At 37.5% G+C, this 22,622-nt stretch carries 18 protein-coding genes; 15 read left to right on the top strand and 3 right to left on the bottom strand.

Annotation, left to right across the window (positions count from 1 at the left end):
* Positions 1 to 119 precede the first annotated feature (119 nt).
* A complete protein-coding gene (locus OM074_RS00150) occupies positions 120 to 1,166 on the bottom strand; it encodes a helix-turn-helix domain-containing protein (protein ID WP_301197235.1) in 1,047 nt (348 codons plus the stop codon).
* A gap of 285 nt (positions 1,167 to 1,451) precedes the next feature.
* Here OM074_RS00150 and OM074_RS00145 point away from each other — a divergent pair, with 285 nt between their 5' ends.
* The 13 genes from OM074_RS00145 (at position 1,452) to OM074_RS00085 (ending at position 17,404) form a co-directional block, all read left to right on the top strand.
* Positions 1,452 to 3,005 (top strand): tetratricopeptide repeat protein, encoded by a 1,554-nt coding sequence (locus tag OM074_RS00145; RefSeq protein WP_301197234.1) that lies wholly within the window; start codon positions 1,452 to 1,454, stop codon positions 3,003 to 3,005.
* 247 nt (positions 3,006 to 3,252) lie between these two features.
* Positions 3,253 to 4,422, top strand: coding sequence for an AIR synthase related protein (locus OM074_RS00140; protein WP_301197233.1), 1,170 nt, complete (start codon positions 3,253 to 3,255; stop codon positions 4,420 to 4,422).
* Positions 4,423 to 4,693: 271 nt separating this feature from the next.
* On the top strand, positions 4,694 to 5,779 hold the full coding sequence (prfA, locus tag OM074_RS00135) for a peptide chain release factor 1 (protein ID WP_301197232.1): 1,086 nt from the start codon (positions 4,694 to 4,696) through the stop codon (positions 5,777 to 5,779).
* 80 nt (positions 5,780 to 5,859) lie between these two features.
* On the top strand, positions 5,860 to 6,204 hold the full coding sequence (locus OM074_RS00130) for a four helix bundle protein (RefSeq protein ID WP_301197231.1): 345 nt from the start codon (positions 5,860 to 5,862) through the stop codon (positions 6,202 to 6,204).
* Positions 6,205 to 6,312: 108 nt separating this feature from the next.
* Positions 6,313 to 7,140 carry an orotidine-5'-phosphate decarboxylase gene (gene pyrF / locus OM074_RS00125; RefSeq protein WP_301197230.1) on the top strand — a complete coding sequence of 276 codons (828 nt, stop codon included), beginning with the start codon at positions 6,313 to 6,315 and terminating at the stop codon, positions 7,138 to 7,140.
* 468 nt (positions 7,141 to 7,608) lie between these two features.
* Positions 7,609 to 8,886, top strand: a complete 1,278-nt coding sequence (locus tag OM074_RS00120) for a DUF2851 family protein (RefSeq protein ID WP_301197229.1) — start codon at positions 7,609 to 7,611, stop codon at positions 8,884 to 8,886.
* Entirely contained in the window at positions 8,883 to 9,911 is a 1,029-nt protein-coding gene (locus OM074_RS00115) for a potassium channel family protein (RefSeq protein WP_301197228.1), read from the top strand. Before OM074_RS00120 ends, OM074_RS00115 begins: the two co-directional genes overlap by 4 nt.
* Before the next feature lie 78 nt (positions 9,912 to 9,989).
* Positions 9,990 to 10,577, top strand: coding sequence for a hypothetical protein (locus OM074_RS00110; protein ID WP_301197227.1), 588 nt, complete (start codon positions 9,990 to 9,992; stop codon positions 10,575 to 10,577).
* A gap of 133 nt (positions 10,578 to 10,710) precedes the next feature.
* Positions 10,711 to 10,980, top strand: coding sequence for a 30S ribosomal protein S15 (rpsO, locus tag OM074_RS00105; RefSeq protein WP_301197226.1), 270 nt, complete (start codon positions 10,711 to 10,713; stop codon positions 10,978 to 10,980).
* Between the two features lie 228 nt (positions 10,981 to 11,208).
* Positions 11,209 to 13,344, top strand: a complete 2,136-nt coding sequence (pnp, locus tag OM074_RS00100; protein ID WP_301197225.1) for a polyribonucleotide nucleotidyltransferase — start codon at positions 11,209 to 11,211, stop codon at positions 13,342 to 13,344.
* Between the two features lie 79 nt (positions 13,345 to 13,423).
* The gene (locus OM074_RS00095; protein ID WP_301197224.1) at positions 13,424 to 13,915 is read left to right on the top strand and encodes a hypothetical protein; all 492 of its coding nucleotides are present in this window, start codon (positions 13,424 to 13,426) and stop codon (positions 13,913 to 13,915) included.
* Between the two features lie 246 nt (positions 13,916 to 14,161).
* Positions 14,162 to 15,883 (top strand): tetratricopeptide repeat protein, encoded by a 1,722-nt coding sequence (locus OM074_RS00090; protein ID WP_301197223.1) that lies wholly within the window; start codon positions 14,162 to 14,164, stop codon positions 15,881 to 15,883.
* 108 nt (positions 15,884 to 15,991) lie between these two features.
* Complete coding sequence (locus tag OM074_RS00085) at positions 15,992 to 17,404, top strand: C1 family peptidase (protein WP_301197222.1); 1,413 nt, start codon at positions 15,992 to 15,994, stop codon at positions 17,402 to 17,404.
* A gap of 135 nt (positions 17,405 to 17,539) precedes the next feature.
* Here the strand turns inward: OM074_RS00085 and OM074_RS00080 are convergent, their stop codons facing one another.
* The gene (locus OM074_RS00080; protein ID WP_301197221.1) at positions 17,540 to 18,076 is read right to left on the bottom strand and encodes an RNA methyltransferase; all 537 of its coding nucleotides are present in this window, start codon (positions 18,074 to 18,076) and stop codon (positions 17,540 to 17,542) included.
* A 171-nt stretch (positions 18,077 to 18,247) separates the two neighbouring features.
* Between OM074_RS00080 and sucC the strand changes: the two genes are divergently transcribed.
* On the top strand, positions 18,248 to 19,441 hold the full coding sequence (gene sucC, locus OM074_RS00075) for an ADP-forming succinate--CoA ligase subunit beta (RefSeq protein WP_301197220.1): 1,194 nt from the start codon (positions 18,248 to 18,250) through the stop codon (positions 19,439 to 19,441).
* Positions 19,442 to 19,558: 117 nt separating this feature from the next.
* On the opposite strand, the gene OM074_RS00070 is transcribed toward sucC, so the two are convergent.
* Positions 19,559 to 20,524, bottom strand: a complete 966-nt coding sequence (locus OM074_RS00070; protein ID WP_301197219.1) for a GDP-mannose 4,6-dehydratase — start codon at positions 20,522 to 20,524, stop codon at positions 19,559 to 19,561.
* Positions 20,525 to 20,807: 283 nt separating this feature from the next.
* Here OM074_RS00070 and lepA point away from each other — a divergent pair, with 283 nt between their 5' ends.
* Positions 20,808 to 22,595: a translation elongation factor 4 gene (gene lepA / locus OM074_RS00065; protein WP_301197218.1), complete on the top strand. Its 1,788-nt coding sequence runs from the start codon at positions 20,808 to 20,810 to the stop codon at positions 22,593 to 22,595.
* The last annotated feature ends 27 nt before the right edge of the window (positions 22,596 to 22,622 follow it).

Here is a 22,622-nt window from a genome sequence, read left to right as displayed (position 1 = left end):
GTGTTTTTAAATGGGTATTTTAAAGCGGCGATTGTGTTTTGTAGGGGGTGTTTGAAAAGGAAGATGTTTTCAACTGTTTATTGTCTCATTGTTCATTGCTCATTGTTCACTGATAACAGTCACCCCATTCCCTGTTTGATGTTTCGATATTCAGTAGGGGTAATTCCTGTGTGGTGTTTAAAAATCCGGTTTAAGCTCGATTTGGATGCAAAACCGCAATCCAGAGCAATGGACAGGATTGTGAAGCTGTCATTGGCAGGGTTGTCCAGTTTTTCTTTTAAAGCCTGAACCCTGAACTCATTGATGTAGTCGGCGTAGTATTTATTGCTCTTGGTTTGAATGATCTGGGAAATTTCGATTTGAGGAATCTGTATGCTGTCAGAAAGTTCTCTTACGGTAAATTGTCCTTTTAGGTATGGTTTTTCCTGGATCAGGTACTTCTCAATGAGTTTAAATTTTTGGTCAATATTGTCAATGTTTAAGTCATCGCCGGTTTGAGAGCTAAGTGTTTCAATTGATTTCTTGCCCTTGTCAAGGTCAACGCCTTTGCCTTGGTATGGGGCAACAAAAATATAAGCATATGAATTGCCCATATATAAAAATACCAGAATAAAGAAAGAAACCATCAGGTTGATAACGGTTACATCATTGCCTAAAATATCAAACCCTAACCTGTGCAGCACTTTGTAGCCAGACGAGAAAAAGAAAATAATCATTACCCCAATGGATACATTTTTAATCCAGTTAGCCCTGATTTTTTCCAGGGTATCTTTCCCTTTTTTGTGCACTGTTTTGTCATGAACTGCATGCCACCCAAGGAATAAGTATATCCCGATAAAACCGAATTTTAAAAACGAAAGTAAATCAACATATTCATTGCCCTCATGGAGGCATCCGGCTCCGTAGCAATCCATCACGCCCAATACCTTATTAAAATAAAGTTTGAGCCCAAAAATCAGAATAAAGGGCAATAAGTTTATTGTATGCCGGTATTTAAACTTAAAATCCGCATGGGTAAAGCTTTTAGCATAAAAATAAAATAAGGTTCCGTGTACAACGTGGGTGTCGCAGATAAATGCAAAAAGCAGTGTGTAGTCCCTGAATAGCCCAATGGAGTTTAAGAAGAAGGAGAGTTCGGTAATGGCAAGCAGATAAATCCAGGCCACAAAAATCTTTTCTGATAAAGTTTTGTGAGCCTTAGTAATCAGTGAAAATGAAAAAAATATGATTAAAGCTAAGCAAATAATAAAAATATACTCCATGCCTTTCCCCTCTATTAGAGGTACAAATATATATTATACCAATTATAAATCAAATTGGTGGGTGTAAGTAATGTTCGTTCACTAAAGCAACCGTTGTTATTGATGGCAAAATAAAATAAACTGCACAATACTGCGTTTTTTTAGCAGTTGAATAAATATTACTTTTACAGCTCGATTATATAAATAACCATGAGAAGATTGTTTGATACAAAAATATTACTGCTGTTGTTGCTTATAATTTTATCTGCATGTTCAGGAAAAAAGAAAGTGTCATTAGCTTTAAAGTCATACGAAATAGGTGAGTACACCAGGGCTGCAGAATTGTTTAAAAGGGCCTACTCCGGCGAGAAGAATAAATACATAAAAGGAGAGTACTCTTATTATATGGGGGAGTGTTATCGTATTACCAATAAACCAACCAAAGCCGCATCTGCCTATTCAAAGGCCATACGCTATAAATATCCGGAGCGTCAGGCCCGTTTCTATATGGCAGAAAGTTACAGGAAGGCAGGGAAACTTGAAAAAGCCATCCCGGAGTATGAAACCTACCTGGAAGAGGTTCCTGCAGATGTCAGGGCACAAAAAGGACTGGCGTCGTGTATGATGCTTCAGAAACAACCAAAGGAAGGACGCTATCAGATAGAGAAAATTAAAAGGCTTAACAGTAAGTTTAGTGATTTTTCACCTGCCTTTGTTGGTGATTCTTATGATTATGTGGTTTTTTCATCCATGCGAACCGAAAGCAAAAAGAAAAGGAAAAACAGAATTACCGGACAGGGCGTTTCTTCGCTGTATTTTTCAAAAATAGATGCCAAGGATGAGTGGTCCGAACCAGAGGCGTTTGAAGATCCGATAAACCTGCCACAGGTTGACGATGGGGCTCCTAATGTGAGTTCTGATGGCAAGGAGCTGTATTATACCAGGTGTAAATATGATAATACAAAGCCAATGGGGGCTGAAATTGTGGTGTGTTCCCGTAGTGGAGGGCGCTGGGGAGAACCCGTAGCCATTCAAATTGGGTTGGATAGCCTTGTGGTGGCCCACCCGGCCATTTCACCAGATGGCAATACTTTGTATTTTGTGAGTGACAGGGAAGGTGGTTACGGAGGAAAAGATATTTGGAAAACCAATAAATCGGGAGAAGGATGGGGTGAGCCCGAAAACCTGGGGTCTGCTATTAATACTCCTGGAGATGAAATGTTCCCGTATGTCAGGGAAGATGGATCGCTGTATTTTAGTTCGGATACCCATGTGGGTTTTGGAGGCCAGGATATTTTTAAAGGGGAGATAGATGAAGAGGGATTATGGCAAGTTACTAATATGGGTGCTCCCATAAACAGTGAGTCTGATGATTTTGGCATTGCCTTTAAAGGGAAAAGTGAGGAAGGAATATTTTCTTCGTCGAGGGGTAGCGCCAAAGGTGTTGATAACTTGTATAGCTTTATTCTGCCAAAATTAAAATTTGAGCTGTCGGGTAGCATTATGAACAATAATGAAGAGGTTGTTTTGGGTGCTTATCTCCGGTTGATAGGCAGCGATGGAACTACATTGAAAATTAATGCCCCTGCCGATGGAACCTTTAAGGTAAAATTAAAACCAGATACTGATTATGTGTTTTTAGTGGCTGCAGAAGGTTACTTAAACCAAAAAGTTAAATTCTCAACGTCGGGCGAGATAGATGATAAGGATTTTGAGTACGATATTGTACTTGAAAAACCGATGCAGAAGATCAGTGATCAGTGATTGGATCTGGCTTTACTGGTCAATAATTGTTTGCTGTTGAGGTTATGTGAAGATTCTGATAAATGCAGTTTTCTTGCCAACACTAAATATGTATGCTCAGATTCTGTCAGAGGAGCTTATCGTACTATTTTCAATCACAAATAAATAACTGCTGACTATTAACCAATGACCAATGACCAGTTTTGATAATTGTTAACTGACAAAAAAGTATTACTTTTGTCCTCCGAAAATTGTAAAAGTAATTCTTGTGAGCTCAGATTCAAGGTATAATCAAAGAGGTGTTTCAGCATCTAAAGAAGATGTACATAATGCCATTAAAAACATCGATAAAGGACTTTATCCCAAGGCTTTTTGTAAAATTATCCCTGATATTCTTTGTGGAGATGAAGAGTATTGTAACATCATGCATGCCGATGGTGCCGGAACAAAGTCATCATTAGCCTATATGTACTGGAAAGAAACAGGCGATGTTTCTGTGTGGAAGGGAATAGCACAAGATGCTTTGATTATGAACCTGGATGATTTGCTTTGCGTTGGAGCTACCGATAATATTTTGCTTTCGTCAACCATTGGGCGTAATAAAAACCTGGTTCCGGGCGAAGTAATCTCTGCAATTATCAATGGTACTGAAGAACTGCTTGCCGAGTTAAGGGAGATGGGCGTTATGATCTATTCAACAGGTGGTGAAACTGCTGATGTGGGTGATCTGGTCCGTACCATCATTGTTGATTCAACAGTTACCTGCCGAATGAAGCGTTCTGATGTTATCGATAACAAAAATATACAACCAGGTGATGTAATCGTAGGCTTGTCTTCGTCAGGAAAAGCAAGCTACGAAAAAGAGTATAACGGAGGAATGGGTAGTAATGGGTTGACTTCAGCCCGCCATGATGTGTTTGCAAAATACCTTGCCGGGAAGTATCCGGAGAGTTTTGATCCATCAGTTCCATTGGATTTGGTTTACTCCGGAGGACTTAAGTTGACAGATGCTGTTGAGGGAGTAGAAATTGATGCCGGGAAACTGGTTCTTTCCGCAACACGTACTTATGCTCCGGTAATAAAAGCCATGTTAGATAAATACCGTTCACAAATTCATGGTATGGTTCACTGTTCGGGTGGAGCTCAGACAAAAATATTGCATTTCGTAGATAACCTTCATGTAATCAAGGATAACTTGTTTCCAGTACCTCCATTGTTTAAAACCATCCAGGAGCAGTCAGGTACAGAATGGGATGAGATGTATAAAGTATTTAATATGGGGCACAGGATGGAGTTGTATGTTCCTGAAGAAATAGCAGCCGACCTGATCGAAATTAGTAAATCTTTCAATATTGATGCTCAGATTGTGGGCAGATGCGAGGCGAGTGATAAAAAAGAGTTGACAATCGAAAGTGAGTTCGGTACATTTAGGTACTAATTCTTAGTTCCGGAGCTGTAATTTTCGTGAATTTATGGCAAAATATTAGGGAGTATAAGAAGTAAGTCATGATACTCGTTAGGTTTATCCGGGTTAGGGAGTAGAGCTAAGTGTTTATATGTGTAAAGTTTAAGTTTTAGAATATAGAGTTTATTTGCATAAGAGATAGAATGTCACAATCTGGTTTTATATAAGTTGTTTGGTTTTTTTAAGACGGTTTGTTGTCGTCTTATATCTCTAATCTCTTATCTAAAAATATAAATAAAAACAAATGGCCGAAAATAAATTATTAGAAATGCTGGGTGGCGTTGTAATCAAGTTTCAGGAAATTTCTGATCAAATTACAGATCCTGGAGTGATTGCCGACACAAAGAAATATATCAAGCTGAATAAAGAGTATAAAGAACTTGAGAGAGTTGTTAAAGCTCATAATGAATATAAGTCAGCCCTTGAAACCATTGCCGAAGCAAAAATGATCCTTAAAGAAGAGGATGATGCTGAAATGAGGGAAATGGCAAAAATGGAGATGGATGAGTTGGAAGATAAGCTTCCTGCTATGGAAGAAGAAATTAAGCTCCTTCTGATTCCTGCCGATCCTGAAGATGGAAAAAACGCGGTAGTTGAAGTTCGTGCGGGTACCGGTGGCGATGAAGCCAGTATCTTTGCCGGAGACTTGTTCCGTATGTATACCAAATACTGTGAAAAACACGGTTGGAAAGTAGATGTGACCAGTGTGAGCGAAGGTACCTCAGGAGGTTACAAAGAAGTTGTTTTCAATGTAACCGGCGAAGGGGTTTATGGAATCCTGAAGTATGAATCAGGGGTGCACCGTGTGCAACGTGTCCCTCAAACAGAAACTCAGGGTCGTGTGCATACCTCTGCTGCTTCGGTGGCTGTGTTGCCCGAAGCTGAAGAGTTTGATATTGAATTAAGGAACGAAGACATCCGAAGGGATGAGTTCTGTTCATCAGGACCGGGAGGACAGTCGGTAAATACCACCTATTCTGCCATCCGTTTAACCCACATCCCATCAGGTATTGTGGTGCAGTGTCAGGATCAAAAGTCGAAGCTTAAAAACCTTGATAAGGCAATGGCCGAATTGAGAACAAGGCTTTATAACCTGGAGTACCAAAAGTATTTGGATGAAATATCCTCAAAAAGAAAAACAATGGTGTCAACCGGCGACCGTTCGGCAAAAATCCGTACATATAACTACCCGCAAGGTAGGGTAACCGACCACCGTGTTAATTTTACTATATACAACCTTCCGGCAGTAATGGATGGTGATCTGCAAGGAGTAATTGACCGTTTAATTGTAGAAGAAAACGCCGAAAGACTAAAAGAGAGTGAATTGTAGGGAGTAGAAAGTTCTTAAAGTTTATAAAGTAGAAAGTATATTAAGTAAAATGTAGTTTAGTTATTAATGCCAAATATTGTATGAAGATCGATAAGTTTGAAGATATTTTGGCATGGCAGAAAGCTAAATGTTTAACAGTTGAAATCTACCAAGAGATTAAAGGTATAAATGATCATTCTTTTAAGGATCAGTTGCAAAGGGCTTCTGTATCCATTATGAATAATATAGCAGAGGGTTTTGAGCGAAAAAGCAATAAAGAATTTAAATATTTCTTATTTGTAGCTAAAGGATCCTGTGCAGAGGTGCGTTCAATGTTGCATCTGGCTTCAGAGCTAAAGATTATTCAATCAGATAAATCGGATCAATTATTATTAAAATCAATTGAGATTTCAAAAATGTTATCGGGTTTTATTAAAAAGCTTTAAATTGCTTTACAATCTTTAAAACTTTATAAACTTTAAACTTTACAATCTTTAAAACTTTATAAACTTTAAACTTTATAAACTTTATAAACTTTATAAACTATAAATAGCATGACTTCTCAGGAACTATTTGAAAACATAAAGAAAAAAGAGAGCTTTTTGTGTGTTGGTTTAGATACGGACATCAATAAAATTCCTCGTTTTTTATTGGAGACTACGGATCCTATTTTTGCATTCAACAAAGAAATTATTGATGCAACGCAAGAATTTACTGTGGCATATAAGCCAAATCTGGCATTTTATGAGAGTATGGGTGTTGCAGGATGGAATAGTTTAGAGAAGACAGTAAACTATATCCGCTACAATTATCCTGATGTTTTTATTATTGCTGATGCAAAGCGTGGTGATATCGGGAATACATCAAATATGTATGCCAAAGCATTTTTCGATACCATGGATTTTGACTCGGTAACAGTAGCGCCATATATGGGTGAAGATTCCGTGAAGCCTTTTATGACACATGTAGATAAATGGGTGATTCTTCTGGCGTTGACATCTAATAAGGGTGCTGCAGATTTTCAGTATGTAACCGAAAATGATGAAAAACTATTCGAAAAAGTGATTAAAACATCGAAGGAATGGGGTACTGAAGAAAACCTGATGTATGTGGTTGGTGCCACAAAAGCTGAGAAGTTAAAAGAAATCAGGGATATTATTCCAAACCATTTCTTGTTGGTTCCTGGAGTAGGAGCTCAGGGTGGTAGCTTAAAAGAAGTGGCTGAAAATGGCTTAAACGAAAAATGTGGCCTGTTGGTGAATTCTTCTCGTGGAATTATTTACTCAAGCTCAGAAAAGGATTTCGCAGAAAAAGCAGGAGTTGCAGCCAAAGAAGTTCAACAGGAAATGAGTGGGTTGCTAAAAGAAAAAGGATTGATTTAAGATATTTTATCGTTATAGTAAAAGCCTCCGGATTCGGGGGCTTTTTTTTTATAAAGCTGCCGGTAAATATGTGATTTCCTGATTTCAATTGTAAAGTCTTATTGGTTATTTTGAGTGTTTCGTCAGCTTTGCGTAAAAGGTGTGGTCGTGGGTTTGTGCCTGTCCGGTTCTGTTCCAAGACAACTCCGTACCAACTTCTGGTTTTTATCGGTTGCTAATCGCCTTCTGTTCGGGTGTATATGACGAGCCGTAGCCGAAGCCGACCCGAACACTTCCCGAACACATCCCGACTACTTCCCGAAGCCGACCCGAAGAAGTGTGGGAAAAAATTCGAAAACATCCCGAATTTGGATAAGTTTTTGTATTTTAAAAAATTAATAGCTGGCTCAATGTCCTGGATCTTATAATTGATAGTCCGTATATTGATTAGCAGGGTAACAATCTGTTGAGAACTTAACTTTTTAAAATATGACAGAAGAATTCTTGCACTATATCTGGAAACATAAACTGTACAACCAGAAAAATCTCACAACTATATGTAATCAAAGCATAGAAGTTATTAGTCCGGGTGAATCTAACGCAGATGCCGGCCCTGATTTTTTTAACTCTAAAATAAAAATTAATGGTACGCTTTGGGCAGGGAATGTGGAAGTGCATACCGATTTAATGGATTGGCATGTACATAAGCATGATGTTGATAAAGCCTATGATAGCGTGATATTGCATGTAGTGGTAAATGGAACTGGCGAAACAAAAAGGACAAATGGCGAACATATCCCGGTGTTGAAGATTAGTTGGTCAGATACTATCTGGCAAAAATATGTGTCCTTAACCCAAAAAACAGACTGGCTTGCCTGTTGTGGGAAGCTTGCAGGGATAAGTCTGTTCGAAAAATCAATGTGGATGCAACGGATGTTGATTGAAAGGCTGGAGCAAAGAGCTTTGCAGATACAGGCTATGTTAAAGCAAACAACCTCTAATTGGGACGAAACCTTTTATCGTTTGCTGTTTCGTAGTTTTGGTTTTGGGGTCAATAGCGATCCGTTTGAGCTACTGGCAAGTTCTATCCCTCTTACGGTACTGTTGAAATATACTGATGACCTGAATAAAATAGAGGCCTTGTTATTGGGACAGGCAGGTTTTTTAAATCAGGAATTTTCGGATGATGTTTTGGTTCATCTTCAAAATGAATATCATTTTATTAGCAGAAAACATTGTCTGAAAAGTGTTGATAACCATCTCTGGCGATTTTTACGACTTCGGCCATCTAATTTTCCCACCATACGTATTGCACAGCTTGCGGCTTTGTTGTTTAAAATCAAGGGTCTGTTTGGTGAACTGATCAACGAGAAAGACCTGAATATCGTTATTCATAAGCTCAGTGTAGAAACTTCACCATATTGGGAAACGCATTACCTGTTGGATAAGAAAAGTGAAAAAAGTAGTAGAAAACTAGGCGAAAGCTCAAAAAATCTGATTATAATTAATACCCTGATTCCATTTTTGTTTGCCTATGGTAAAGTGACTCAAAATCATGAGTTTGAAGAGCGGGCTTTTGAGTGGCTAAATCGTATGAAACCGGAGCGAAATGCCATCGTTGATAAATGGAAAGACAATGAAATGTTGGTGAAAAATGCCGGAGATTCTCAGGCTTTAATATATTTGTCGAAGAATTACTGTAAAAAAAATAAATGCCTGTTGTGTAATATTGGGCATAAGGTGTTATCCATTAAAGATATAGAGTGAAAAAAAGAGTGCCATATTTAGATAATTTCAGAACCATTATATATGGTGTGGGTGCTTTGTTCTTTATTATTGTGGTAGGAGGGGTAGGTTTTGCCCTGATAGAAGGCTATTCCTTTGTGGATGCTCTTTATATGACTACAATTACCGTTTCCACGGTAGGTTTTAGGGAGGTGTACCCGTTGTCGGAAGGAGGGAAGATATTTACAGTTCTTCTTATTATATTTAGCTTCGGAATTTTTGGTTATGTAATTACCTCTATTACCCGTTTGGTAGTAGAAGGTGCTTTGCAGCAATCCTATAAACTTTATCAGGTGAAAAAGAAGATTGTTAAACTGGAAGATCATATCATTGTTTGTGGATATGGTCGTAATGGTTATCAGGCATGTGTGGAACTGAAGGAGCATGGTGAAAAATTTGTTATCCTGGAAAAACGGGATAATGTGGTTAGCCGCATCCTTGAAGATCCAACATTGTTGTATGTTCAGGGTGATGCAAGTTCTGAAGAGGTTTTGGACGTGGCGCAGATCCGTAAGGCCAAAGCATTGATTACAGCCTTGCCAAATGATGCCGATAATATTTTTGTGGTGCTTACCGCGCGGGAGATGAATCCCAAATTAAAGATTATCAGCAGGGCCAGTGACTTTCGGTCGGATGTTAAGTTGAAACATGCCGGGGCAACAAATGTAATAATGCCTGACAGGATAGGGGGACAAAGGATGGCAAAGCTGGTTACCCAACCTGATGTAGTGGAGTTTGTCGAAAATATCCTGCTTCAGCGTAGTCGGGAAGTGAAGTTGACGGAAATAGAATGTAGTTGTTTGAGTGACCAAAGTGCCTCGAAAACCATCCAGGAATTAAATCTGCGCAAAAGGACCGGCGCTAATTTAATGGGATTAAAAACTCCGGAAGGTACCTATATATTTAACCCCTCACCTCAAATTAAAATATCACAAGAAGATAAATTGTTTGTTTTAGGTACAGATGAGCAAATATCTTTGTTTAAGGAAGTTTTAAAGGAGAGTTAAAACAATAATTTTATATATTTACTTTGGCTTGCTTTTTGACTGAAAAGCAAATAGTTTTATTAACCAAAAACATTCATTATGAAATTGAAACAAACTATTGGACTTGGTGCCTTGGCTTTATGCCTTACATTTGGTGCTTATAGCTGTAAATCTAAAAAAGCTGTAACTTCAAACAGTGAAGTAGGACAGATATTAGAGGACTTGCCATGTGAAAAGAATGGAAAGTCAGATAAAAATTATTTCAGAGCATTTTCTATGGCAACAAGTAGTGACTTAAGTTTGTCGAAAGAGAAAGCATTGTTATTAGCAAAGCAAAGGTTGGTAACCTTGATTAAATCAAATACAAAGTCGGTAACAGACCGTTATGTTAATGAAAGGGAAATGGGATCGGCTGCAGAGTTTGAGCAAAAATTTGAAAACCTTACTCGCGAAGTTGCAGATGAAACCATTAGTAATATTGTTGTGGCTTGTGAAAAATCGAGTGTGCTGCCTGATAAAAAATACCGTTCATTTGTAGCTATTGAAGTTGAAAAAGAAGATTTATTAAACTCAATGAATAATAAAATTTCGAGTAATTCAAAACTTCAGATAGACTATGATAAGAAGAAGTACGAAGAGATTTTTAGGGAAGAAATGGAAAAAATGGCCGAAGAAAAAGGTTATTAATTCTTCTTTTTAAGATATTAGAGTAAAGAAGCCGGCAAAAAGTCGGCTTTTTTTATTATATTTTTGATATGCGGGTTGTAACTTGTAATTTATTGATTATCTTTGCACCGCAAATTTTTTAAATATAAGCTTTATGTACTTGACAAAAGAAAAAAAGCAAGAAATCTTCGAGAAGTACGGGAAGTCGAATTCTGATACTGGTTCTGCTGAAGGCCAGATAGCATTATTTTCATACCGTATCTCGCATTTAACCGAACACTTAAAGGTTAATAAAAAGGATTATAGTACAGAACACGCCCTAGTTAAATTAGTAGGTAAGCGTCGTAATTTACTTGATTACATCAAGAATAAAGATATTGAGCGATACCGTGCTATTATTAAAGAATTAGGGATTCGTAAGTAATCTTGCTAAGGAAATTAAAAAGGCAATCCATATGGGTTGCCTTTTTTCGTTTAACCCGGATGTTTATATTGAGAAAAAAAGTTGTGAGTTGATTGGCTTTGTATTAGTATATCAAAAACAAATGAAACTCAAAGAAAATTTAAACACATGAAAATAAATGCCTGAATAATAATATAATCTCATGATATTACATATATTTGGGGCGACAAAAGAGATAAAGAAAATAATATGATTACTCCAATTGAAAAAACAATTGATTTAGGTGATGGAAGGTCCATTACCATTGAAACAGGAAAGTTAGCTAAGCAAGCCGACGGTTCTGTTGTTGTGAAAATGAACAACACTTATTTATTGGCAACCGTTGTATCTGCTAAAGATGCAGTTCCGGGTACTGACTTTATGCCCTTATCAGTAGAGTATAGAGAAAAATTTTCGGCTATTGGCCGTTTCCCTGGTGGATTTATGAAAAGGGAGGCTCGTCCTTCGGATAATGAAATATTAGTGTGTCGTTTAGTCGATAGGGCTTTACGTCCGCTTTTTCCAGAGGATTATCATGCAGAAACGTTTGTTACCATTAACCTGATTTCAGGTGATAAAGAGGATTTGCCAGATGCTTTGGCAGGTTTGGCTGCATCAGCAGCTTTGGCTGTTTCTGATATTCCATTTAACGGACCTATTTCTGAGGTTCGTGTTGCCCGTGTAAATGGGGAGCTGGTTGTAAATCCTACCCGTACTCAGATGGCGAATGCTGACATGGAGTTGGTTGTGGGTGCAACTATGGAAAACATCCTTATGGTTGAAGGTGAGATGGACGAAGTGTCGGAGCAGGAAATGCTTGAGGCTATGAAAGTGGCTCACGATGCTATCAAAGTTCAGTGTCAGGCTCAGATTGAATTGGCTGAAATGGTTGGCTCAACAGAAAAACGTGCCTATTGTCACGAAGAGAATGATGAAGAGTTGAGAGCTCACATTAAAGCTGCTACTTACGATAAAGTATATGAAGTTGCCAAAGCAGGTTTGCCAAAGCATGAAAGAGCTGATAGGTTTGCTGCTATAAAAGAAGAGTATGTTGCAGCTAATTATGCAGAAGCTGAAGATGGTGATATTCCAACAGAATTGATTGGTAAGTACTATCATGATGTGGAAAAAGATGCGGTACGTCGTTGTGTGCTTGATGAGAGAGTACGTTTAGATGGTCGTAAAACTGATGAGATCAGACCTATCTGGAGTGAGGTTGATTACTTGCCGGGTCCTCATGGTTCTTCTATTTTTACACGTGGTGAAACTCAGTCGTTATCAACTGTAACCTTAGGAACCAAGCTTGATGAGAAAATTGTTGATGATGTTTTAAACAAAACAATTGAGCGTTTCTTATTGCATTATAATTTCCCTCCATTTTCAACAGGAGATGCAAGGGCTTCAAGAGGAACCAGCCGTCGTGAGATTGGGCATGGTAACCTTGCTTTCAGGGCGTTGAAAAGGATGTTGCCTAAAGATTATCCTTATACAGTACGTATTATGTCTGATATTTTGGAATCAAATGGTTCTTCGTCAATGGCAACTGTATGTGCTGGAACATTGGCTTTGATGGATGCTGGTGTGCCTATTAAAAAGCCGGTTACAGGTATTGCAATGGGATTGATTACCGATGAGGATAAGAATTTTGCAGTTCTTTCAGATATCTTAGGAGATGAAGATCACTTAGGAGATATGGACTTTAAAGTAACAGGAACCAGAGATGGTATCACTGCTACTCAAATGGATATCAAGGTTGATGGTCTTTCATACGAAGTTTTAGAAAAGGCATTGTTGCAGGCTCGTGATGGTCGTTTGCATATCATGGATAAGATTATGGAAACTATGTCTGAGCCACGTGAAGACTTGAAACCACACGCTCCACGCATTGAAACAATTACTATTCCAAAAGATATGATTGGTGCAGTTATCGGACCGGGAGGAAAAATTATCCAGGAAATCCAGGCTTCAACTGAATCGACTATTACTATTGAAGAGGATGGTAATGTAGGTAAAGTATGTGTTTCTGCCGACAATGCAGCATCAATTAATGCCGCAATGGCCAAGATTAAAGGAATTGTTGCAGTGCCGGAAATTGGTGAGATATATCAAGGTAAAGTTAAATCCATTGTTCCATTTGGTGCTTTTGTGGAAGTTTTACCAGGTAAGGATGGTTTACTTCATATTTCAGAAATTGAATGGAAACGACTTGAAAAAGTTGAGGATGTGTTGAAAGAAGGTGATGAAGTAGAGGTGAAATTAATTGAAATTGATCAAAGATCAGGTAAATTAAAATTATCTAGAAAAGCCTTGTTGCCACGTCCGGAACGCAAACCTAAAAAAGAATAGTTTTTTATTCTATTATATTTTAAGAAAGGTCCGGCAGGGCCTTTTTTTGTATATTGGGGTTCATGTAAAATAAATGAATATGGCTGAAGTAATGGGGTATGAGGAGTGGATTCAATCTCTTGAAGAAAAGGCAGAACGGTTGCCAAAAGTTCAGGCTGCGTTATCAAATTTCCAGGTTTTGCCCCGTTTGGGTAAGTTGTTGGAAAGTAAGTCTTCTGCATGTCCGGATTGTTTAATGTACTGGGGTAAATTGCAAGAGGCAACGCTCCATCTGGATCAATTTTTTGAGGATGGAAATAGCTATTCTTTAGAGTTTGATAATCAGGTTGAAAAGATAATGAAACATTTGAAAGTGCAGCATTCCATTAAGCCTAAAGGATTGGTGTTGTCTGTTAATGCACTAAAGGGTATGGCTTTGGGAGTTGTTTTTGGGATCGTCGTTTCGTTTTTAATACCTGTTTTTCCAATGAAAGGTGGAATTATTCTGGGATGGGTGTTGGGAACTCTTGGTGGTTGGTTTTTTGGGAAATATAAAGAGGAACGATTACGGAAGTCTGATTTGTTATTCTAAGTGCTGTAGAGAGGTTGATTTTATATGAAGTCTTGTGTTTTTTTATCAAAAAAAATAATAATCACTAGCGTTATTCGTTCCCATTGTTAAAAAACATATCATATTATTGTCAGGTACTTGATATAATCCCAAGAGATTATCTATATTTGCAAATATTGTACTAGGATCTTTTATTTTTTAAAAACATTCTTAAATTTGTACAAGCTAATCGAAAGTTAATTGAAAACACATAATTAGGTTAATATTATGAAAAAATCAAGAATCAATGTTTTTGCTTCATTAGCCCTTGCAGCATTATTAGCAAGCTGTGCCGGGTTAAATAAAATGAAAACTGGAGCACAAGATGTAACATATACTGTTACCCCGGAGGTTTTAGAAGCCCATGCAGGTAAAGTTGATGTTACTGTAAAAGTTAAAGTACCAGAGAAATACATGGATAAAAAAGCCATTGTAGAGTTAACTCCGGTATTAAAGTATGATGGTGGAGAAACAGCTTTCCCTTCTAAAACAGTTCAAGGGGAGTCTGTAGAAGGAAATAACCAAGTGATCTCTTACCTAAATGGTGGTCAGTATTCTTATACAGGATCTGTTCCTTACAATGAAAATATGAAAGTTTCTGATTTAGTTGTTCGTATTAAAGCAACAAAAGGAACTTCTTCAATTGATTTTGATGATTATAAAATTGCTGATGGTGTTATAGCTACTTCAGATCTTGTTAAAGATAAAGGCGCTATGGCTGCATTAGGAAAAGATAAATTTCAAAGAATTGTACCTGAAAGCCAGGGAGCTGATATTTTCTTCTTAATCCAACAAGCTGCCCTTCGTGGAACAGAATTGAGAAAAGAAGAAGTAAAAGCACTTAAAGATTACATCAAAGAAGCTGAGGCTGCAGAGAACAAAAAATTCACAGGTGTTTCTATTTCGGCTTATGCATCTCCTGATGGTCCAACAGATTTGAACACTTCTTTATCAGAAAAAAGACAAAAAGCTGCTGAAAAATATTTAGCAAAAGAATTAAAAAGAGCTAAAGTTGATCAGTCTGCTGAAGGTTTCTTCGACTTAAAAAATACTCCTGAAGATTGGGAAGGTTTTAAATCTTTAATGGAAGCTTCAAGCATCCAGGATAAAGAATTAATCTTAAGAGTTCTTTCAATGTATTCAGATCCTGAAGTACGTGAGAAAGAAATCAAAAATATGTCTGAGACTTACAAGGTAATTGCTGATGATATCTTACCTCAATTACGTCGTTCTAAAATCGCTGTTAATGTTGAGTTAATTGGTAAGTCTGACGAAGAAATTGCTGAGTTAGCTGCTTCTAATCCATCAGAATTAAATGTAGAGGAGCTTCTTTATGCTGCTACATTAACAGATGATATGAGCAAACAATTGTCTATCTATACAAGCGTAACTAAAGTATATCCTAAATGTTGGAGAGGTTATAACGATATAGCTTATATCTTAGTTAAGCAAGATAAATTAGACGATGCTAAAGCAAAATTAGAAAAAGCTGCTGAGTTGAGCACTGGTAACCCAGTAATCAACAACAACCTTGGTGTTATTGCTTTACGTAAAGGTGATTTAGCAAAAGCAGAAGAGTATTTCGGTGCTGCTGCTGGAGTTGGTGCTGAGTTAGATAACAACTTAGGAATTGTTTCAATCCATAAAGGAGATTATGATGCTGCTATGCGTTATTTTGGAAACAGCACTAGCTGTAACGCTGCATTAGCTAAAATTTTAGCTGAGAAGTATGATGCAGCTTTATCTACTTTAAATGCAAACACAATGGAAGTAGGTTTCAAATATTACTTAAAAGCTATCTGTGGTGCAAGAACTGCTGATAACGATTTAATGTTTGAAAGTCTTCGTAAAGCTGTTGAGCTTGACGGTTCATTGAAAGAAGTAGCTGCAAAAGATATGGAGTTTGGTAAATTCCTTGAAGATGCTACATTTAAGTCTATTGTACAGTAATTATACTGCATTAAGATAAAAGTAAGGCCGGTCGTTGACCGGCCTTTTTTTATTTAGGTAACTTATATTCTCAATATGTTTTTTTATTGAGCAAAATATTAATTGATTATGAAAATATTAATTGGTTTTTCAGTGCTTTTGTTATCAATAGGAGTGCAGGCACAGATATTAACTCCGGAAATAATTGAAAAGTGTGAAAGCGGAATAGATAATTCCCCATCAGAAAAAGCTATAATAAGTGCTATTTCAGGTAATGATCTTAAAAGTATAGCCCTTAATAGGGAAAATATTGCTACCAACGATCATAAGTTTAAATACAGGGTTGATGTTAGTGGTATTACCGATCAAAAGAGTTCGGGACGGTGTTGGATGTTTACCAGTTTAAATGTACTTAGGCCTAAGGTGATGGAGAAGTATAGTTTGCCTAATTTTACTTTTTCTACGAATTACCTGTATTTTTATGATTTGCTTGAAAAATCAAACTTGTTTTTGGAGCAGGTCATTTTAACAAGAAAGCTTGGTATGAACGAAGATATGGGTCCTCTGGTTGCAAAAGTAGGTAAAAAAGAAAGTGGGCAGACAGTATCATGGTTATTTAAAAGTTGTATTGGAGATGGCGGTGTATGGAATAGTTTTGTGAATTTAGCTGAAAAATATGGCGTTGTTCCTGCAAGCGCTATGCCTGAAACATATCATAGTGAAAATACAGGTATGCTCAATCGGCTTTTGCGTCGGAAACTGCGAGAAGAAGGTCTTAAATTAAGGGAGGCAAAAAGCGAGACTGTGGCAAGGGAAATAAAAACGGAATCATTGAAGGAAATCTACCGTATTTTGGTGTTGACCTTAGGTCAGCCTCCAAAAACATTCCAGTGGCGTTATACAGATAAGGAAGATAAACTAAGCCTCTTTAAAGAATATTCTCCAAAAGAATTCTATGACGAGTTTGTCGGAGTCAATCTTGAAGAATATGTGATGTTGATGAATGATCCAACCCGCCCTTATTATAAATTATATGAAATATCGTATGATAGGAATGTATTGGAAGGAAAAAACTGGAAATACGTTAATCTTCCTGCTAATGAATTGAAAAATATAGCAAAAGAGTCCATAAAGAATAATGAGGCACTATATGCTTCGTGTGATGTAGGGAAACAGCTTAATTCCAAAGAGGGACTTTGTGCTGTAGATAACTATTTGTATGGTGATTTATTGGGAGTTGAGTTTGGGATGGATAAGAGTAAACGAATTCTAACAGGAGAAAGTGGATCTTCTCATGGAATGGCTTTGGTGGCAGTGGATGTTGATTCTAATGAAAATACTGTTATGTGGCAGTTCGAAAATAGTTGGGGGAGTAATTCCGGTCATAATGGCTATCTAACATTTACCGACGATTGGTTTAGTGAGTATATGTTTAGAATTGTGCCAAACAAAAGGTTTGTAAGTGAGGCGATATTAAAAATATTCGATACGGAAGCCATTGTGTTGCCTCCATGGGATCCTATGTTTCAAGCCGATGAATAGAGTATTGTTTTTAAGAGATACAAGGGGAAGTTGCCGGAATGGTGGCTTTCCCTCTTTTTGAAAAAGCAATTGTTCTGTGGTTTGATTGCTTGTTTTGATTATAGAAATGATTATAAAGGTAAGGGCAGGTCTTTGCTAACCTAAGCCCTTGATGCTCTTTGTGGCTTCCCAAAGTACAATTCCTGCACTGACACTAATGTTAAATGAGTGCTTAGTTCCAAATTGAGGTATCTCTATGCAACCGTCACATTGGTTAACTACTGTCTGTTGAACACCTTTTACTTCGTTTCCAAAAACAAGAGCTATTTTCTCGTCAACTGATGGCTTAAAGTCTATGAGGGATGTGCTGCCCTCTGCTTGTTCCACTGCAAATACTTTGTAACCTTTTTCCTGAAGTTTAATAACTGCATTCAACGTGTCTTCATGATAACTCCAATTCATAGAATCCTCAGCTCCAAGGGCAGTTTTGTGTATGTCGTTATGGGGTGGGGTTGGGGTAATGCCGCAAAGGATTATTTCTTCCAGGCAAAGGGCATCGGAAGTTCGGAAAACTGATCCGACATTATTGAGGCTTCTTACATTATCGAGGATGGTAACAATGCTGTTCTTTTTTACCTCTTTGAACTCTTTTATGGTTAATCTGTTTAATTCTTTGTTACGTAATTTTCTCATTTGATGTTTTTAATTTTTCAGGATTGCAAAAATAAGCAAAACTATCTTTTATTTTTAAAATCAAAGTAGTACATTAATAAAATTGAATAAAAATACTATTTATGAACCTATATAAGGTTATGTTTTAAATCGGGTTTAATATCAGAGTTAATCATCTATAAAAATTCTACAATGAACATACACGAATACCAGGGACAACAAATACTAAAGAGTTTTGGAGTTAGAGTTTCGGAGGGCATCGTTGCAAATACTCCTGACGAGGCTGTTGACGCTGCAAAAGAGTTACAGCAAACAACAGGTACAGATAAATGGGTTGTTAAAGCGCAGATTCATGCCGGAGGAAGGGGTAAAGGTGGAGGCGTAAAGGTTGCTCAAACCCTTGATGAGGTTAAAATGTTGGCAGATCAAATATTGGGAATGCAATTGGTTACCCATCAAACCGGTCCGGAAGGAAAAAGGGTTAATAAGGTTTTGATTGCCCAAAATGTATTTTATCCAGGCGATTCAGAGCCTAAGGAATTTTATATGAGTGTTCTGTTAAACAGGGCCACTGGGCGAAATATTATAATGTACTCCACCGAAGGGGGGATGGACATTGAGACTGTAGCGGCTCAAACGCCTCATTTGATATTTAAGGAAGAGGTAGACCCTTCAGCAGGTGTGCTGCCATTTCAGGCAAGGAGAATAGCCTTTAATTTAGGTCTTTCCGGTAAAGCTTTTAAGGAAATGGTAAAGTTTGTTACTGCGTTGTATATGGCATATGAAGGTTCCGATGCTTCTTTGGTTGAGATTAATCCTGTTTTGAAGACTTCTGATGATTTGATTATGGCTATAGATGCCAAACTTAACCTGGATGATAATGCACTATACAGGCATCCGGATTATATGGCTATGAGGGATCTGTCAGAAGAAGATCCTGCTGAAATAGAGGCTTCAAAACACCATCTTAATTTTGTAAAATTAGATGGCAATGTGGGATGTATGGTGAATGGTGCTGGGTTGGCTATGGCAACCATGGATATTATAAAACTTTCAGGGGGAGATCCTGCAAACTTTCTGGATGTTGGAGGGGGGGCAAATGCTCTAACTGTTGAAGCTGGGTTAAAGATTATCCTTGAAGACTCCAATGTGGAAGCTATCTTGATTAATATATTTGGTGGGATAGTGCGATGCGACAGGGTAGCAAGTGGAGTAGTAGAAGCTTATAAAAAGATTGGAAAGATCCGTGTGCCTGTTATTGTTCGCCTTCAGGGAACCAATGCAGAAGGTGGTAAAAAGATTATTGATGAATCAGGGTTGGAAGTGTATTCTGCTGTTACACTGAAAGAAGCTTCTGATTTAGTGCAGGAAATGATTGGGAAATAATTTTTGGTATATAACATTGATAGCAAGAGGGATTTTATTATAAAGTCCCTCTTTTTTTGCCTTAATGTAAAAGTGTTTTCCAGTTTATTTCCGTTTGCCAATACGGAGTCTGTAATTTTATTCTTTTTCAGTTTGTAGATACCAGTTGTTAAAAGCTTCCAGTCCGCCTTTTAACGATGTTTCAGGGTGGTAGCCAATTAGTTTTTCAGCCTTTGAAATGTCAGCACAAGTATTGCTGACATCGCCGGGTTGCATTGGTAGTTGATCAATTTTTAGTTGTTTTCCGGTGATATTTGCTATCTCATGAATCAAGTCAAGTAGTTTTACCGGGGTTTTATTTCCAAGGTTTATATTTTCAAATACCTTGTTGTTTTTCTTAAGGTATTCAATAGATTTAATAATTCCGGAAACAATGTCTTGAATAAATGTATAATCTCTTGCCGTCGAGCCATCGCCAAACATTGGAATGGGTTTGTTTTGATACAGTAATCGGGTGAATTTATTAATGGCAAGATCAGGTCTCTGCCTAGGTCCGAATACGGTAAAAAATCTGACGTTGATTATATCAAGGTTGTATAGGTGGTGGTAGGTGTGATTTAGGAGTTCACATGCTTTCTTCGAAAAAGCATATGGAGATATAGGTTGCGAAACATCCAGGGTTTCTTTCCATGGTGTATCTTTCAAATTTCCATATATTGATGATGAACTCGAAAATACCATTTTGTTGGTACCGGAATTCTTCATTAAGTCTAAAAGAGTTCTTGTGGCAGAAATATTTGTGTCAATATAACTCTGGGGATCTTCAATAGATGGTCGGACACCTGCTTTTGCAGCTAAATGTACAATGCAATCATAGTGGTCTTTTAGTAGGTTGTTTACCAGCTCTTCATTGCAAAGGTCTATTTCGTGAAAGGTAAAATTTGGGTGATTTATAAAACCGGCCAGGTTTCTTTCTTTTGTCTTCCGGCAATAAAAAGGATCAAAATTATCTACACCAACAACAATATAATTTTCACTAAGCAATCTCTCGGTAAGGTGAGACCCTATAAAACCAGCACAACCTGTGACTAAAATTTTTTGCATCGATAGTTTATTTTGAAGCAAAGATATACATATAGTTTTTCCCGTGAATTAAGTTTGTGCAAAACAACTCTAAAATTCATATTAAATATCTGGTAGAATAACGGTGATAAAATCTAAATATTTTCTTTTTAGGAAGTTAATATTGATTCTTATAATTTAAAGGATTTGAATATCTTTGCAAATTCGATAGGGAGTGTTTGTTAAAGATGTTCCGTTCAGTTGTTGTTTAGGTAATGGCAATGAACATATCGGCATCATGAAGATAACAGGATATTATTAGCGCATGAAAAATATAAGGAATTTTTGTATTATAGCTCACATTGACCACGGGAAAAGTACCTTGGCAGACAGGTTGCTGGAATTTACATCTACGGTTTCAGAAAGAGACGCTCAGGAGCAGGTACTGGACAATATGGATCTCGAAAGGGAAAGAGGGATTACCATTAAGAGTCATGCTATACAGATGGATTATGAATTGGATGGAGAAAAATATGTTCTTAATTTGATTGATACTCCCGGGCACGTTGATTTTTCGTATGAGGTTTCCCGGTCGATAGCAGCTTGTGAGGGGGCATTGTTAATTGTTGATTCTACACAGGGTATCCAGGCTCAAACCATTTCAAATTTGTATCAGGCTATTGAACATGATTTGCATATTATACCTGTAATGAATAAGATGGATCTGCCCAATGCCATGCCTGATGAGGTTGAAGATCAGATTTTAGATCTGATAGGAGGAGAACGGGAGGATATTATCCGGGCTAGCGGTAAAACAGGTCAGGGAGTTGAGGATATATTAAGAGCGATTATTGAGAAGGTTCCGGCTCCGGTGGGAGAGGCTGAAGAACCATTGCAATGCCTTATTTTTGATTCCGTATTTAATTCATTTCGTGGTATTATTGCATATTTCAAGGTTGTAAACGGTGAAATACGCAAAGGTGACCATGTGAAGTTTATGGCTACAGGCAAAGAATATTATGCTGATGAAATTGGTGTACTTCGTTTGGATATGGAACCAAGGAAGGTTTTAAAAACAGGTGATGTAGGCTATATTATTTCGGGAATAAAAACCAGCAAGGAAGTTAAGGTGGGTGACACCATTACTCATGTTAAAGAAGGTTGTAAGCAAAGGATTGAAGGTTTTGAGGAAGTAAAACCTATGGTGTTTGCCGGAGTGTATCCTATTGAAAGTGACGATTATGAGGATTTAAGAGCTTCTATGGAAAAATTGCAGCTCAACGATGCTTCGTTAACTTTTGAACCTGAATCATCAGCGGCTTTGGGGTTTGGGTTTCGTTGTGGATTCCTGGGGATGTTACATATGGAAATTATACAGGAGCGTCTGGATAGGGAATTTGACATGAATGTTATTACAACTGTTCCTAATGTTCCCTACATAGTACATACTAAAAAGGGAGAGGAGTTAGAGGTGCATAACCCTTCAGGCTTGCCAGAGCCTACTGTTGTAGACCGGATAGATGAACCTTACATACATGCCCAGATCATTACAAAGAGTGAATTTATCGGTCAGATAATGACACTATGCCTGAGTAAGCGTGGAGAATTGATAAAGCAGCATTATTTAACAGCAGATAGGGTAGAATTGAATTACAATATGCCCCTTGCCGAAATTGTATTTGATTTTTACGATAAGTTAAAGAGTATATCAAAAGGTTATGCTTCGTTTGATTATTATTCAACGGGGTTTAAGGCCGCAAAATTGATAAAGCTAGATATTCTTCTTAACGGTGAAAGTGTGGATGCCTTATCAACGTTGATACACTTTGACAATGCATATACTCTTGGAAGAAGGATGTGTGAAAAGCTGAAAGAGTTAATTCCTCGTCAGCAGTTTGATATTGCAATACAGGCTGCCATAGGAACTAAAATTATTGCCAGAGAAACAGTAAAGGCGGTTCGTAAGGATGTAACAGCAAAATGTTATGGTGGTGATATAAGCCGTAAACGAAAACTTCTTGAGAAGCAGAAAAAAGGTAAGAAGCGGATGAAGCAAGTAGGTAACGTTGAAGTTCCTCAAAAGGCTTTTCTGGCTGTACTTAAGTTGGATTAAGCTAAAGATAAATATAATACAAAGCCC

The organism is Plebeiibacterium marinum, from assembly GCF_026013615.1.
Lineage (GTDB): Bacteria > Bacteroidota > Bacteroidia > Bacteroidales > Marinilabiliaceae > Saccharicrinis > Saccharicrinis marinus_A.
The sequence above is the reverse complement of the archived record's forward strand: the minus strand, read 5'-3'. Positions and strand labels throughout refer to the sequence as shown.

Bases quoted from the DNA above. Each gene is read 5' to 3' on its own strand.
- OM074_RS00145 (WP_301197234.1), top strand. From the start codon at position 1,452: ATGAGAAGATTGTTTGATACAAAAATATTACTGCTGTTGTTGCTTATA.
- prfA (WP_301197232.1), top strand. From the start codon at position 4,694: ATGGCCGAAAATAAATTATTAGAAATGCTGGGTGGCGTTGTAATCAAG.
- OM074_RS00130 (WP_301197231.1), top strand. From the start codon at position 5,860: ATGAAGATCGATAAGTTTGAAGATATTTTGGCATGGCAGAAAGCTAAA.
- pyrF (WP_301197230.1), top strand. From the start codon at position 6,313: ATGACTTCTCAGGAACTATTTGAAAACATAAAGAAAAAAGAGAGCTTT.
- OM074_RS00120 (WP_301197229.1), top strand. From the start codon at position 7,609: ATGACAGAAGAATTCTTGCACTATATCTGGAAACATAAACTGTACAAC.
- OM074_RS00110 (WP_301197227.1), top strand. From the start codon at position 9,990: ATGAAATTGAAACAAACTATTGGACTTGGTGCCTTGGCTTTATGCCTT.
- rpsO (WP_301197226.1), top strand. From the start codon at position 10,711: ATGTACTTGACAAAAGAAAAAAAGCAAGAAATCTTCGAGAAGTACGGG.
- pnp (WP_301197225.1), top strand. From the start codon at position 11,209: ATGATTACTCCAATTGAAAAAACAATTGATTTAGGTGATGGAAGGTCC.
- OM074_RS00095 (WP_301197224.1), top strand. From the start codon at position 13,424: ATGGCTGAAGTAATGGGGTATGAGGAGTGGATTCAATCTCTTGAAGAA.
- OM074_RS00090 (WP_301197223.1), top strand. From the start codon at position 14,162: ATGAAAAAATCAAGAATCAATGTTTTTGCTTCATTAGCCCTTGCAGCA.
- OM074_RS00085 (WP_301197222.1), top strand. From the start codon at position 15,992: ATGAAAATATTAATTGGTTTTTCAGTGCTTTTGTTATCAATAGGAGTG.
- OM074_RS00080 (WP_301197221.1), bottom strand. From the start codon at position 18,076: ATGAGAAAATTACGTAACAAAGAATTAAACAGATTAACCATAAAAGAG.
- sucC (WP_301197220.1), top strand. From the start codon at position 18,248: ATGAACATACACGAATACCAGGGACAACAAATACTAAAGAGTTTTGGA.
- OM074_RS00070 (WP_301197219.1), bottom strand. From the start codon at position 20,524: ATGCAAAAAATTTTAGTCACAGGTTGTGCTGGTTTTATAGGGTCTCAC.
- lepA (WP_301197218.1), top strand. From the start codon at position 20,808: ATGAAAAATATAAGGAATTTTTGTATTATAGCTCACATTGACCACGGG.